Annotated in this window: 15 protein-coding genes and 1 pseudogene; 8 read left to right on the forward strand and 8 right to left on the reverse strand. The window is 49.5% G+C overall.

Annotated features, from left to right (window positions below):
* Positions 1 to 45: 45 nt before the first annotated feature.
* From AC2TDN_RS06990 to AC2TDN_RS07000, 3 genes and pseudogenes are all read right to left on the reverse strand, one after another.
* The gene (locus AC2TDN_RS06990; RefSeq protein WP_482067405.1) at positions 46 to 246 is read right to left on the reverse strand and encodes a YiaA/YiaB family inner membrane protein; all 201 of its coding nucleotides are present in this window, start codon (positions 244 to 246) and stop codon (positions 46 to 48) included.
* Positions 247 to 330: 84 nt separating this feature from the next.
* Positions 331 to 657, reverse strand: a pseudogene (locus AC2TDN_RS06995) (YiaA/YiaB family inner membrane protein); the annotation flags it as partial.
* Between the two features lie 116 nt (positions 658 to 773).
* Positions 774 to 989 (reverse strand): hypothetical protein, encoded by a 216-nt coding sequence (locus AC2TDN_RS07000; RefSeq protein WP_482067346.1) that lies wholly within the window; start codon positions 987 to 989, stop codon positions 774 to 776.
* Positions 990 to 1,231: 242 nt separating this feature from the next.
* Between AC2TDN_RS07000 and yunB the strand changes: the two genes are divergently transcribed.
* Positions 1,232 to 2,392, forward strand: coding sequence for a sporulation protein YunB (yunB, locus tag AC2TDN_RS07005; RefSeq protein ID WP_484687420.1), 1,161 nt, complete (start codon positions 1,232 to 1,234; stop codon positions 2,390 to 2,392).
* Positions 2,393 to 2,472: 80 nt separating this feature from the next.
* Here the strand turns inward: yunB and AC2TDN_RS07010 are convergent, their stop codons facing one another.
* Positions 2,473 to 3,528: a M23 family metallopeptidase gene (locus AC2TDN_RS07010; protein WP_482067344.1), complete on the reverse strand. Its 1,056-nt coding sequence runs from the start codon at positions 3,526 to 3,528 to the stop codon at positions 2,473 to 2,475.
* A gap of 211 nt (positions 3,529 to 3,739) precedes the next feature.
* On the opposite strand from AC2TDN_RS07010, the gene lipA reads away from it, so the two are divergent.
* On the forward strand, positions 3,740 to 4,684 hold the full coding sequence (gene lipA, locus AC2TDN_RS07015; RefSeq protein ID WP_484687421.1) for a lipoyl synthase: 945 nt from the start codon (positions 3,740 to 3,742) through the stop codon (positions 4,682 to 4,684).
* A gap of 26 nt (positions 4,685 to 4,710) precedes the next feature.
* Positions 4,711 to 5,451: a YutD family protein gene (locus AC2TDN_RS07020; protein ID WP_484687422.1), complete on the forward strand. Its 741-nt coding sequence runs from the start codon at positions 4,711 to 4,713 to the stop codon at positions 5,449 to 5,451.
* A gap of 53 nt (positions 5,452 to 5,504) precedes the next feature.
* Here the strand turns inward: AC2TDN_RS07020 and AC2TDN_RS07025 are convergent, their stop codons facing one another.
* The gene (locus AC2TDN_RS07025) at positions 5,505 to 6,302 is read right to left on the reverse strand and encodes an NAD kinase (protein WP_484687423.1); all 798 of its coding nucleotides are present in this window, start codon (positions 6,300 to 6,302) and stop codon (positions 5,505 to 5,507) included.
* A 99-nt stretch (positions 6,303 to 6,401) separates the two neighbouring features.
* On the reverse strand, positions 6,402 to 7,475 hold the full coding sequence (gene ylbJ, locus AC2TDN_RS07030; protein WP_484687581.1) for a sporulation integral membrane protein YlbJ: 1,074 nt from the start codon (positions 7,473 to 7,475) through the stop codon (positions 6,402 to 6,404).
* A 435-nt stretch (positions 7,476 to 7,910) separates the two neighbouring features.
* On the opposite strand from ylbJ, the gene AC2TDN_RS07035 reads away from it, so the two are divergent.
* Together AC2TDN_RS07035 and AC2TDN_RS07040 are read left to right on the forward strand one after the other, a co-directional pair.
* Positions 7,911 to 8,300, forward strand: a complete 390-nt coding sequence (locus AC2TDN_RS07035; protein WP_482067340.1) for a globin domain-containing protein — start codon at positions 7,911 to 7,913, stop codon at positions 8,298 to 8,300.
* A gap of 6 nt (positions 8,301 to 8,306) precedes the next feature.
* A complete protein-coding gene (locus AC2TDN_RS07040; protein WP_482067339.1) occupies positions 8,307 to 9,047 on the forward strand; it encodes a DUF2225 domain-containing protein in 741 nt (246 codons plus the stop codon).
* On the opposite strand, the gene AC2TDN_RS07045 is transcribed toward AC2TDN_RS07040, so the two are convergent.
* Complete coding sequence (locus AC2TDN_RS07045; RefSeq protein ID WP_482067338.1) at positions 9,044 to 9,286, reverse strand: hypothetical protein; 243 nt, start codon at positions 9,284 to 9,286, stop codon at positions 9,044 to 9,046. The genes AC2TDN_RS07040 and AC2TDN_RS07045 overlap by 4 nt on opposite strands.
* A complete protein-coding gene (locus AC2TDN_RS07050; RefSeq protein WP_484687424.1) occupies positions 9,283 to 9,453 on the reverse strand; it encodes a YycC family protein in 171 nt (56 codons plus the stop codon). The genes AC2TDN_RS07045 and AC2TDN_RS07050 overlap by 4 nt, the downstream gene beginning before the upstream one ends.
* Positions 9,454 to 9,566: 113 nt before the next feature.
* On the opposite strand from AC2TDN_RS07050, the gene AC2TDN_RS07055 reads away from it, so the two are divergent.
* The 3 genes from AC2TDN_RS07055 (at position 9,567) to AC2TDN_RS07065 (ending at position 13,009) form a co-directional block, all read left to right on the forward strand.
* Positions 9,567 to 11,351 (forward strand): M3 family oligoendopeptidase, encoded by a 1,785-nt coding sequence (locus AC2TDN_RS07055; protein WP_484687425.1) that lies wholly within the window; start codon positions 9,567 to 9,569, stop codon positions 11,349 to 11,351.
* A 225-nt stretch (positions 11,352 to 11,576) separates the two neighbouring features.
* Positions 11,577 to 12,212: a CBS domain-containing protein gene (locus AC2TDN_RS07060; protein ID WP_482067335.1), complete on the forward strand. Its 636-nt coding sequence runs from the start codon at positions 11,577 to 11,579 to the stop codon at positions 12,210 to 12,212.
* Entirely contained in the window at positions 12,209 to 13,009 is an 801-nt protein-coding gene (locus AC2TDN_RS07065; protein ID WP_482067334.1) for a pyruvate, water dikinase regulatory protein, read from the forward strand. Before AC2TDN_RS07060 ends, AC2TDN_RS07065 begins: the two co-directional genes overlap by 4 nt.
* Positions 13,010 to 13,017: the final 8 nt, after the last annotated feature.

The following is a 13,017-nucleotide window of genomic DNA, read 5'->3' on the forward strand; positions in this document are numbered from 1 at the left end:
GCTGCTAACCAACATTTGTTGATTAGCAGCTTTTTTCGTACCCTTTTAACCTTCGAAATCCTCAGATGCGCTTGTATGCAAGCCGTCTTCCTCGTTGTCTCTGATGGTCTTCTGCAAGACAAGGCATGCGACAATTAGGAAAGCGCCGGCAATTGCGTAGTAGCCTTTGACGTACAGCGGCTCCTCAAGCACGTAAATCCCGATATATTGAGCAAGAATAGCGAGGATGAAGCCTGCCCAAGCCATGAAAGTGAAGGCTGATGTATTGCGGTTTCTGTACCCCGGGTTATATTCCTTAAGAAATTTATCCTCATCGTTGTCTCGCGCTACCTTTTGGAGGAGAAAGGAAGTGATGATTAAGAGAATGCCGGTTACGGCGTAATAGCCTTGAACGGACATCGGCTGCTTGAGCGTATAAATGCCGACGAATTCGAAGCCGCAAGCGATGAGAAAGGCTGCCCATGCCATAAACGTATAGGTTGGGGTGTTGCGGCGGCGATAAAAGTTTGCGGACTTGCGAACATGCATCGTTTCTATTTTTTCCATTTGAGATTGCCTCCCGAATCGAGTTGTTGTTGATGTCTTTAGTTTACTGCATTTTCCTGTAACCAAAAGTACCAACTTCTTATAGTACCAGGTGCTAGTGGAGAGCGGCATGATGGGACTAAAGTCAGAGTACTGATTTTGCAGCTGAACACCATTAATGAATGCAAAAACGGCGTCAACCTGTCACGCGAATGCGAGCAGGACGACACCGTTTTTTTGGACGTGGCTTATCGCTTTCGGAGTACAAAAAACTCGCATTCCTTACGATTATGATAGGCAATATCACTAACTCCTGACTGGGTCACGATGGTGCTATCGTCAAACCGTATGACCAGCGAGCTGGAATCGATGAGCTGATTGTCCTGAAAAACGCGAATGCGCTGCTGCAGCTCGATTACCTCTTCAAAATCTTGATCGGTGCTCAGACGTCGATTTATGGCCATAGGTATACTCCTCGATAGGTAAAATGATTTCTTCTAGTCTATCCCATGTGTAATTGAGTTGCAAAGCCTCTTTGTTCGTAAGGCCATGCCTATATTATATTGTAGTCACGAGATCCCCTTTCGTTGTGGATGAGCTGCATGCCCCCGATCACCTGATGAGGTATGGTCGTCTTCTTTTTTGGCCGAGTTTGGCATAAGTATGGGTAAGAGAAGCGGGCATGATGATGCGGGAGGGGATCGGATTGGCGAAATGGGGGAGGAAAGGCTGGCGGTTCAGGCCATTTGGCGGAAGCCGAATGCAGCTCTGGTCAGGCCGCCCATCCTCAAAGGTAAGAACGGTTAGCTGGGGAAGCCGCAGCAGCTCTGCCTCAACGCGTTCCACGCCGAAAAAATGGGGTTCAGGAGCAAGCACAGCCTCTTCAAAATGGGGAATGCGATCAAGCTCCAGCGGAGGAAAATGGGGAACTCGGCGCCCAGCGCTAAGATTTGGCAGCGGAGTGCGAAGCAAGAGCAGCAGCTCAGGCAGCAATTGGGGTACAAATCCCCCTAGGCCCCGGATAAGACGTCGTACAATCGTTATTATTACACTTCTTGTCATGATGGTTTTTTCGATACAGTCCTTCGTATATATGGAACGGAATTTGCGTCCGCCGCTCATGAATATCGCCAAAATACGAGTTAAGCAGGTCGCAACGCAGGCGATTAACAAAGCTATAACGGAGCAGGTTGCGAACCGGTCGGAAACCGATAAGCTGATTGATTGGAAAATGAACAGCAACGGCAAAATTTCTGGCTTCATGCTGAATTATGCCGAGCATATGAGCATTACCTCGCAGACGATCAACACGGTACAACAGACCTTAAACGATATGAAGGATATACCTGAGCATATTCCGATCGGGCATGCGCTGAACAGTGCGATTATATCCTCTTACGGACCAAGAGTGCCGGTCAAATTCGAGCCGGTTGGCGCCGTGAAGGTTGATCTTAGCACGCGTCAGAAGGACGCCGGCATCAATATGATTTTAGTGGAGGTATATATAAGGATCATTGCGGAGGTTACGATTATTATTCCCTTTGATACCGAGCCGGAGCTCGTAGAAACCGATATCCCGATTTCGTATCTGCTCGTAGTCGGAGATGTGCCGATGTATTATTACGACAATACCGGCAAGCCTGTCGGCGAATCGGCTGCGCAAGCGCCAAACATTTCCGTACCGCTAGGCCAAGGCTCTGGAAGCGGCGGCGTCACGACGAGTCCTCAAAGCAGCGGAAATGACGAATCCTCTATTGAAGGAGGGGCAAATACGGGGGCATCTACAGAAGCGTCGACAGAGGAATCAAGCGCCTCAAATGCGCATAATAATGCGTCAGGCAATGCTGGTGATGCCTCCTCCGAATAGCTTCTGCAAATAAAAACGACTTTATTGTCCTCTGAACAAGAAGACGATAAAGTCGTTTTATTGTAAAATCGTTTATTTCTTCATTTGCCAGCGCGAATTCGTTTGCGCTCTGCCTGCTCCCACCGGCGCAGCATGGGATAAGGGTCAAACGACCACTCGATGAGTCCTCGGTCGCTATATACGCCATAGTGCAGGTGCGGCGGGAATTTACCCGATGTTCCCGGCTTGCCATAACCGGAGCTGCCAACCCAGCCTACGACCTGACCGGGCTTGACGACATCGCCGATATTGACCGTTTTGTCATAGCCGGATAGATGTGCGTAATAGTGGTAAAAGTTGTTCAGATCGCGAATGCCGATGCGCCAGCCTCCATAAGGATTCCAACCCTTTACTTCAACAATGCCGTAGCAGGTGCTTCGTACAGGCAGCCCGTGGCTAGCGAAAATATCGGTACCCTCATGCGTTCGCCTGCCGCCCCAGCTTCGGCCGGTTCCCCATGTGCTGTTATAGGCATAATTGCTGCCCACCGGAACGGGAAAAGCGTGCTCGAACAGGTCGAGCCGACCGAACGCAGCATAAATGCGGGCAAATTGCTGAATGCGCTGAACGGATCGATTATTTTGGTAATATTCCCAAAGTCCGATTGCAAAGTCATCCTCTGTGGCTCCATAAGCAGCAACACGGCTTACGAGTGAATAAAGCAGATCTACGTCGCTCGTTCGCTCCGCTTGTCCGTTGCCGTCGCCATCTCGCCCAAGACCGTTAAAGAAGCGAATGGAGGCAGGCGAGCTGTCCTCTATATTCGGATTAAGCGGACCGACCCACTGTTCTTGGTCAATAAATACGCCTACGGTGCTGCCAAGCATCGGCCGAGCCTTGGGACGAACCTTCGACATGGACCGCTCGTATTGATCAATTGCCGCAATCCAGTTCCATGGAATTTCAGTAAACAAGCTTAATTTCTCATACAAGCCTCTCCTAGCCGGAAGAGGATCGGGTTCGGCTGCTGCCGGCTGCTCATTTTCCGCCTTGGTCCGCGGTTTAAGGGTTGATAATGCATTTGCCTGACCGCCAGGGAAGACAATGAGCAGGGAAGCAGCGGTAATGGCTGCGGCAATAGAAATAGTCAGTTTCAAACGTCTCACCCTTCCAAAAGCATGACGGATATAACGTTATGTTTTGCAAATCATTGGTTTTTATTCGTTCTGTGTGATTTAGACGTTTAATGGTCAGTTTGAGTGATCATCGAAACGAATACCTGAGAAAGTGCTTTTTTTTATTTGAAACATGTTATAATAACCCCATGAGTTTACGATTTATAAATGAACGTGAAAGCAGGTAATCCCCATGAAACAACGAGAAACACTTCCAAAGCCAGATTGGCTGCGTATAAAATTAGCGACAGACGGCAACTTTGCCGAAATTAAAAATATGATGCGCTCCAAGACGTTACATACCGTTTGCGAGGAAGCGCGTTGTCCAAACATCTATGAGTGCTGGGCTAATCGCACGGCTACCTTTATGATTTTGGGAGACATTTGTACGCGTGCTTGCCGGTTCTGCGCGGTTAAGACGGGAATGCCGACAGAGCTTGATTTGGACGAACCGGAACGCGTTGCGGAGGCTGCCGAGCAAATGGGCTTGCAGCACTGCGTTGTTACCTCGGTAGCACGTGATGATCTTAAGGATGGCGGAGCTTCTATATTTGCCGCAACGGTGCACGCTATTCGCAAACGGATGCCGTTTTGCCGTGTTGAGGTGCTGATCCCCGATTTCCTAGGCAATAAAGATGCGCTGCAAATAGTAATGGATGCTAATCCGGACATACTGAATCATAACGTAGAAACGGTGGAGAGACTTTCCGATCGCGTTCGCGCTAGAGCGAAGTACAGCCGTACGATGGAGCTTCTAAAGCGGGCCAAGGAAATGAAACCAAAAATTCCAACCAAATCGAGCATCATGCTTGGCGTGGGCGAGGAATGGGATGAAATTTTGCAAACGATGGACGATCTTCGCGCCAACGATGTGAATATTTTGACATTAGGTCAATATTTGCAGCCGACGCCAAATCATTTGCCGATCGTACGTTATGTCCACCCAGATGAATTCGCAAAATTAAAAGAAGAAGGGCTGAAGCGTGGATTCAGACATGTAGAATCCGCACCGCTAGTACGCAGCTCTTACCATGCGCATGAGCAGACCGATTCGGCACATGCAGCGATTGCTGCAGAAACCGTAGAAACGGGATTGAACCGGGAGCTTTCCTCCGGTGCTTGCTCGAGCAGCATGTAACTGACGCTCAAGATGAGGTGGAGAACATGGCATTAATTCATATCGGCGGAAAATCTTACGAAATTGTTCAAGAGAATCGAAACGGCTGGAATCCTGAAGCTTTTCGTGATCGATACAGCGAAGTGCTAGAGCGTTACGATTTTATCGTTGGAGACTGGGGCTATAGCCAGCTTAGGCTTAAGGGTTTTTTCCGCGATAATCATCAGAAGGCAACGAAGGAGAGCAATCTCTCCGGGATGCCGGATTACATCAACGAATATTGCAATTTTGGCTGCGCTTATTTTATTCTCGAAAAAACGCAAAGCACGAAGCGTGAGCCAGACGATTATGATTTGGACGCTGATGATCAACGGCCTCGTATCGAAGCTGCGGATCTTCTTGCGGCAGCAGCTGGCTTACTTGAGGTTTCCGAGGGCGTGGATGCAGATGATGATGATGAGGTTGCAAGCGCGAAGGAAGCTATTACAGCGCCATCGCATGAGAGACCTAATCGGAACCACTCCCATAACCGAGAAAATCGCCATAGAAGCTCCAACCGCAGCAATAACGAAAGCAAGGGCGGCAGCGACAGCTTGAATGCTGGCGAAGGCCGAAACGGCGGTGAGCAGCAGGGCGGCGGGAAGCGTGAACAACAACAGCAGCGCAAGGGCGGCTTTAAAGGCAACGACAACCGCGGGAAGAAACCGTTCCGGCTTGCAGCCGGCGAGACCGCAGCCGCATCCGCCGAAGGGAACAGACCAAACAAAAAAGACACGGAGCGCCTGTAATTGGCGCTGTCGTGTCTTTTTTTATGGCAACAAAGGCTAAGTGGTCAAGTTTGTTACCGCACATCGTAGCCGAGGAATGCCTCGCGGACCCGATTCCAGAAAGGGAAGGGACGATAACGAGCGAAGCTGACCTTCCGGCTGGATACGCTGCAGCGGATCGAGCGAATATCGCTGCGCATGATGCTGATATGATCGATGGCAAGCTGGAGACGCTGCACTTTTTTGGAGATGATATCGCAATGATGATGCTGCGGCAGCAGCACCGAAGAGCCAAGCGTGCGGTAAACACGATTGTTAATCGATGCGATTTCCGCGATTTGCAGCGATTCAATGGACGGATGGACGATGGCGCCGCCCAAGCTTTTGTTATATGCGGTGCTTCCCGATGGGGTAGAGATAACGATTCCGTCACCGCGGAACATTTCGAACATCTCGTCATTAATGTTGATTTGCGCAACGAGCGTTCCGTCGACGCCTTTGAGCGTAAATTCATTTAAAGACAAGTAATGACGGGATTCTGTCGGCGTCTCAAGCTCAATCTCAGCGAGCGGGTATCTCACTATTCTTGGCGTTTCCTCGGCCATCATAGCGACTAGCTCCTCGAGCTCGTCTGCCTGCCAATCGGCATAGAAGCCTAGATGGCCGGTATGAACGCCAACAAAAGCAACATTTGTAATTTGATCGACATATTTATGAAAGGCCTGCAGCAGCGTTCCGTCTCCCCCGATGGATATGACGATTTCTGGTGCTTCATCATTTCGAGTGAAGCCGCGTTCTGCAGCTAAGGTATGAAATTTCTCCGCTAACGATTTGGATAAAGCATCGCCTCGATCAATAACCGCATACTTCAAAGGTAAATCTCCTTCCGATCTCCATAGTACTTAAGATGATAAAGGAAAATGCCTATAAATTCAATGAGTCGCGGCGTTTTCGTAAAGGATTGTGGCAAATTAGGGGCCCATCCAGCCCCACAGCAAGTATACAAGCGCCATCGCAATAAAACCATGAAGCAGCCTGGCAAGCAGCAAAGGGCGATAACGCAAATCCGTTCTGCTCAGCAAGCTGGCGATTTGAGCATGGACCGATATGCCGCCCCATGACAGTACCCATGCAGCAATCGCGGCTTGGTGCATGAGACCTGTGCCTGCTGTTCCGGCAGCGCGGGCCCCCAGCGTCACCTCGAACAAGCCATAAATGCCTGCATCCGCCAGCGGCTTCGGCAGACCGATTGCATGAAATAAATAACGGAGCGCTTCAGCCATTGCTTCCACGATTCCGACATTCGTCAGCATCTCCATTACGACGGAGAAAAAGACGACTAGGCCGCCAACAACAATCATAAGCCGAAGCGCCGATTGGACGGAGTCCTGAAGCAGCCGGCCGAGTCCGCGTCCGTCAAGCAAGCGAGCCTCATGCATCGCTTTTAGTGCCTCCGCTATTCGCGAAGGCTGGCGTTTTCTGACTCCTCCAACGATTTCGATGTTTTTCTCTGCTGAGGACGGCGGGGCATGACGGTCATGGTAGCGCATAAGGAGACCGATAATCAATCCTCCGCCATAGTGAGCTGCGGCAAGAACAGGCGCTAACGCTACATTTTGGAAGAAGCCGATCGATACCGCCCCGATTAGGAATATAGGATCAGATGTTGTAGTAAAAGCGACCAGCCGCTCGCCTTCCGCCCGATTGACGAGCCTTTGCTCCCATAGCTGTGCAGTTAGTCTTGCCCCTACCGGGTAGCCGGAAATATAGCCCATTGTTACTACAAAGCCGCCTATACCGGGTAGCCGAAATAAAGGTCTCATTAGCGGATCAAGCAGTTTACCGAAGAAGTGCACGATGCCGATTCCGAGCAGCAGTTCTGAGATAACGAAGAAAGGAAACAATGCCGGGAAGAGCACCTGCCACCAAATGGAGAGTCCGCGCAAGGAGGAATGCAGCGTTTCCGTAGGAAAGACGGTCATTAAAAGCACGATAAGAAGTGCGCCAAAGGCGGTAATGGATAACGGATGGACGAATGAGCGCAGCAATAAGGCCGCCTCCTTCTATAATTGAAATGGCATATATGAAGAAACTGTATAATGTTGTACAAACCCCTCCTACACGTATATGCCTTAATGGGGACATCCATCACTGGACCAAAATTAAAAATAATTAGGAAACCTAAAGGAAACGCTTCCAAAAAGCTGGATTCCTTATTTTTTTATGGTACAATAGAATTACCTTTGAATGGTTGGAGTGATGGGTATGAGTATAATCGCTGGCATCTTGGTGTGTGCTTTCGTCTATGTCATTCGAGAATCTCTTACAGCACCTGGGGAAGAAGACTATGAGGGTTAATAGGTAGCAAGTTCTATAAGACGAGGTCCGCATGGATGCGATGCGGGCTTTTTTTTGTTCCCTACAAATTATTTTTTTATGATATAATACTAATTACCTACAAATTGGAGATGGTTTTGACGATGAATAGGAATATAAGCCTTTATGAAGCGTTAGGCGGGGCAGGGACTTTAAGACTAATTGTTGAATCCTTCTATCCAAAGGTACAAGCACATCCATTACTTGGGCCATTGTTCCCACAAGACATTGATCCCGTTATAGAGAAGCAATATTTATTTTTGACCCAGTTCTTGGGTGGTCCATCGCTGTACTCCGACGAGTATGGGCATCCGATGATGCGAGCTAGACACTTGCCCTTCCCGATTACGCCTGAGCGCGCAAACGCATGGCTTGACTGCATGCGCAGAGCACTGCAAGAGGTGGGAATCGATGAAGAGCTTCAAATAATCGTTATTGAGAGACTATCCGCACCAGCACATCACTTTGTGAACACATCTGAAGAGGAGACGTGATCGTTTATGGAACCACTATACCAATCAAAAATCGTATGCATTTGCTGTGAATTTACGTTTATGACATCGCGAGTCAGACCGAGCTTCAAAAGAGCGATTAAGACGGATACTGATTTTTGCGGATATTATAAACCTGAGGTGAATCCTGATTTTTACGTCGTTAGGGTTTGTCCGAATTGCGGCTTTGCTTCGACTGAGAATGGTGTGAGTCAGTTAAACGATCAACAAATAAAGCAGTATCAAGAAAAAATAGGCAGACGCTGGCAACAGCAGGAGTATGGCGGGGAGCGCGGTCCAAATAAGGCGATGGCCAGCTACAAGCTAGCGCTTCTATCCGCGCAAGCAATAGGCGAGAAGGACCGTGTCATAGCAGGGATCTTGCATCATATTGCTTGGCTTTACCGCTATGAAGCGAATCAAAACGATGAAAAAAGGTTTCTTCGGTTTGCCCTGCAGGCTTACATACGGGTTTATGAGGCAGAGGGTGTTGAGCTTAACAATGCAAAGCTGATGTATTTGATCGGGGAATTGAATCGGCGAATTGGGGAATTGAACGATGCTGTGCGTTGGTTCTCTCGTGTTGTGAATGACAAGAAAATCGTCGATGCCGCAATGATTCGCGCTAGCCGCGAGCAATGGCAGTTTATCCGCGAGGAATTGGAAGCCGGACGCAATAATGCACCCGGCGACACATCTCTAAGCGATAGCATGGCTCTTTCTGAGCAAACGATCTCTAGTTCGGCTTAGCGGTTTTTTTGGCGCAGGACGCGGTCCGTCAGCAAGTAATCCCGATCTGCGTCAACAAGGGTCACTTTATTGCGGCAGCATGGGAAGACGAGCAACCGTTTCATGCCGTCTTGAATGTCCTGAAGCTCTGCTGGCTTTACGGGGAGCAGCACATTTTCCGCGTGGCAGAAGGGACAGCTTGAGACATAGAGATCACCCATAAGAATGTCATAAGGCCATGCTTTTTCGAACGGAATCATGATTTCGGATCGCTATCAGGTGCTGCGGGCGTATCGCTCTTAGCGAGCTCCGCCAGCTTCTGCAGCAGAATGTGACGCGGCATATGCATCAAATGCTCGATCGGCACGCCAAGCTGCTCAGAAAGCTTGATCGCTGTATCGGCCGAAATTTGCAACGGTTTAGACATGGTGTAATTCCTCCAATCTGGATATAATTAAGTTATACACCGCCGAGAAGGTTTGCGCAATTAAAAACGCGGCCGCTTCTTGGCTTTTTTTATGGAGGAAAGGGTGAAAGCAAATGATTAAGGGATATCCGCAAAATTGGGATTTAGACGTTTTATATGTGGGAGGCTCAAGCTCGGCTGCTTTCTTGCAGGAGCTAAAGGGAATCGAAGAGGATATTGTGAAGCTGGATGCTGCGCTTTTGGCGGATGCGGAAACGGCTGTTTCAGACATCGCGGCGATGACGAAGCTGCTGCAAAGCGTTCTAATCCGGCTCCGTCAGTCGGAGTCATTCGTTTCCTGTTTGCTCGCTCAAAATATTCGAGACACAGCAGCTAGCGCACGAAACGATAATGTGAAAACGCTATCCGCGAAGTTTCTAGGCGTGCTGACTCGCTTCGATAACAAACTGCGCGGGCTTGATGACGTCGAATGGTCTTCGATGCTTGCGAATGAGCAGCTAGCCGAGGTCGCTTTCAACCTGAACGAACGACGTGAGCTGGCGAAGAAGAAGATGGCTCCGGAGCTTGAGGCATTAGTCGAGGATTTGGCTGTAGACGGCTATCATGGATGGAGCGACTACTATAATGTCATTGTGTCGCGAGCGAAATTTACCGATATCGGCAAGGACGGCGAGAAGCGTATTTTATCCGCTGGTCAAATGCATAACCGACTATCCGACGGAGACCGCAACGTTCGCCAAGCGGCATTTGCAGAATGGGAGCGCGAGTGGTCGGAGCAGGCTGACTTATGCGCCGAGACGCTAAATCGGATTTCCGGCTTTCGCTTGAAGCTGTATGAGAAGCGCGGCTGGGAATCCGTGCTGCAGGATCCTTTGCAAATAAATCGGATGAGCGAGGCAACGCTGCAAGCGATGTGGGCTGCGATTCAAGAGGGCAAGCAGGTGCTTGTTGCCTATCTACAGCGCAAAGCAAAGCTGCTCGGCGTCGACAAGCTTGACTGGCATGATGTAGAGGCGCCGATCGGCTCCGCTGCGAAGACGATTACATACGACGAGGCGGCTGCTTTTATCGTAGAGCAATTCCGTTCGTTTAGCCCAGAGCTGGCTGATTTCTCGGAGCTTGCGTTCCGCGAGGGCTGGATCGAGGCGGAGGATCGCCCCGGCAAGCGCCCTGGCGGCTTCTGCACGTCGTTTCCGAAGAGCGGTCAAACCCGTATTTTCATGACTTTTTCGGGCACTGCCTCCAACGTCTCTACGCTGGCGCATGAGCTTGGTCATGCTTATCACCAGCATGTAATGAACGACTTGCCTGCCTTGTCGCAGGAGTATGCGATGAACGTCGCGGAGACGGCATCTACGTTTGCAGAGCTAATCGTATCCGACCGTGCGTTTCATGCGGCGGTTGAACCCGATGAGAAGCTTGGGCTGCTTGAGGACAAAATTCAGCGGTCAGTCGCTTTTTTTATGAATATTCATGCTCGATTCTTGTTCGAAACAAGGTTCTATGCGCGCCGCAAGGAAGGCCTGGTGAGTGTAGAGGAGCTTAACACGTTGATGGAAGAAGCTCAGCGAGAAGCTTATTGCGATTTGCTCGGCGAGGTTCATCCTCATTTTTGGGCATCCAAGCTGCATTTCTACTTCACGGACGTCCCTTTCTATAACTTCCCTTATACATTCGGTTATTTGTTCAGTGCGGGCATCTATGCAAAAGCATTGAAGGAAGGCCCCGAGTTCAAAAATCAATATGTTGCCTTGCTGCGAGACACCGGGCGAATGAGCGTCGAGCGGCTTGCTCAGGAGCATCTTGGCGTAAATGTGGCGGAAATCGATTTTTGGCGCGATGCCGTTGCTTTGACTTCGGATGATGTGGAGCAGTTCATCGCATTGACTAACGAATAAGCAGGATAAGAAGAGCTGTCTGAACCGTAGATCAAACTTCGGTTAGGCAGCTTTTATTTTGAAAAATCGATTTTGTACAAAGTTATATTCGCGGAGTAAGGCTACTATTTATTGTGCGTAATACGTTAATATGATATATTATTTTTCGAATAGTGGTACTATATCATCTAAATATGACTCATATACAGATCGGAGGAGAGTACGATTCAGTTATCATCACGGCAATTGGAGCTTCTTGAGCTCGTGAAGAGGCATGCACCGATTACCGGTGAACAGCTAGCGGAATATCTAGGTGTCAGCAGACCGACGCTGCGCTCGGATTTATCGCTCCTCGTCATGCTTGGTTTGCTTGATGCGAAGCCAAAGGTCGGTTATTTTCTCGGCAATACCTATCGTTCAAGCAGCGAGCCTTTACAGAAATTCAACAGTATGAAAGTAAGAGAGGTACAAGGGGTTCCTGTCAATGTGCCTGATTCTTTGTCTGTGCATGATGCCGTCATTACGTTGTTCACCGAGAATGCAGATACCCTGCTAGTCGTGAATGAACAGAAGCGGTTTGTTGGAATCGTAACGCCTAAGGATTTGCTCAAAATAACGCTTGGCAACGCTGGAGCTGCATCCATTCCCGTCAGCATGGTAATGACCCGCTATCCGAATATTGTAACGCTAATGCCCGATGAATCCGTTATGGAGGCGATACGCAAAATGTCGCTCCATCAGGTGGATTGTCTGCCAGTCATTGTTCCTCGCGAGGAGCAAGCGGCAGATCCGGAAGTAACCGGCTGGGTATCGAAGTCGAACATTATACGTCTGATGGCGGACATCGGGATGGATGGGGAATTGGGGGAGCCAGATTTATGAAACAGCAAATCATTTATGTATGCTCCGATGCTGTCGGCGAAACGGCGGAAGCGGTTGCTAAGGCAACCTTGCGTCAATTTGCATCGGAGCATGTAAAAATTAAGCGCTACGGGCATATCAAGTCCGAGGATGAGATATTGCGCATCATTGCCGAAGCGCTCGGCACAGGAGGTTTCATCAGCTACACGCTCGTACAGCCGGAGCTTCGAGAGCTTATGAAGGAAGAGGCACTTAAAGTCGGCGTTCGAGCAGTGGATGTGATGGGGCCGATGATGCAGGCTTATGTGGATACGTTCGGCAGCTTTCCGAAGCGGGAGCCGGGGCTGCTGCATTCCATTGACGATGCCTATCATCGCCGAATGGATGCCATTGAGTTTGCGGTCAAATACGACGATGGCAAGGACGCGAGAGGCATTGTGCAGGCGCAGGTTGTTCTAATTGGCGTATCGCGGACGTCGAAGACGCCGCTCAGCATATTTTTGTCACATAAAGGCATTAAGACAGCCAACCTGCCGCTTATGCCGGAGGTTAATCCGCCCGAGGAACTAAAGCCTGCTCCTGGACGGCTGATCATTGGACTTACGATGCAGGCTGAGCATCTGCTTGGAATTCGTTCTGAACGGCTGAAGACGCTGGGGCTTCCTGCATCAGCACAATATGCGACGAGAGAGCGAATTCAAGAAGAGCTTCAATATGCGGAAGAAGTCATGAAATCATTAAATTGTCCCGTTATCGATGTCACAAATCGCGCAATTGAGGAAACAGCCGGAATAATAACTGAATGGCTTAACAAATAATTGGCAAT

This window comes from Paenibacillus sp. Y660 (assembly GCF_057221575.1).

Bases quoted from the DNA above. Each gene is read 5' to 3' on its own strand.
- AC2TDN_RS07050 (WP_484687424.1), bottom strand. From the start codon at position 9,453: ATGTCTAAACCGTTGCAAATTTCGGCCGATACAGCGATCAAGCTTTCT.
- AC2TDN_RS07055 (WP_484687425.1), top strand. From the start codon at position 9,567: ATGATTAAGGGATATCCGCAAAATTGGGATTTAGACGTTTTATATGTG.
- AC2TDN_RS07040 (WP_482067339.1), top strand. From the start codon at position 8,307: ATGGAACCACTATACCAATCAAAAATCGTATGCATTTGCTGTGAATTT.
- AC2TDN_RS07020 (WP_484687422.1), top strand. From the start codon at position 4,711: ATGGCATTAATTCATATCGGCGGAAAATCTTACGAAATTGTTCAAGAG.
- lipA (WP_484687421.1), top strand. From the start codon at position 3,740: ATGAAACAACGAGAAACACTTCCAAAGCCAGATTGGCTGCGTATAAAA.
- AC2TDN_RS07065 (WP_482067334.1), top strand. From the start codon at position 12,209: ATGAAACAGCAAATCATTTATGTATGCTCCGATGCTGTCGGCGAAACG.
- AC2TDN_RS07035 (WP_482067340.1), top strand. From the start codon at position 7,911: ATGAATAGGAATATAAGCCTTTATGAAGCGTTAGGCGGGGCAGGGACT.
- AC2TDN_RS07045 (WP_482067338.1), bottom strand. From the start codon at position 9,286: ATGATTCCGTTCGAAAAAGCATGGCCTTATGACATTCTTATGGGTGAT.
- AC2TDN_RS06990 (WP_482067405.1), bottom strand. From the start codon at position 246: ATGGCTTGGGCAGGCTTCATCCTCGCTATTCTTGCTCAATATATCGGG.
- AC2TDN_RS07000 (WP_482067346.1), bottom strand. From the start codon at position 989: ATGGCCATAAATCGACGTCTGAGCACCGATCAAGATTTTGAAGAGGTA.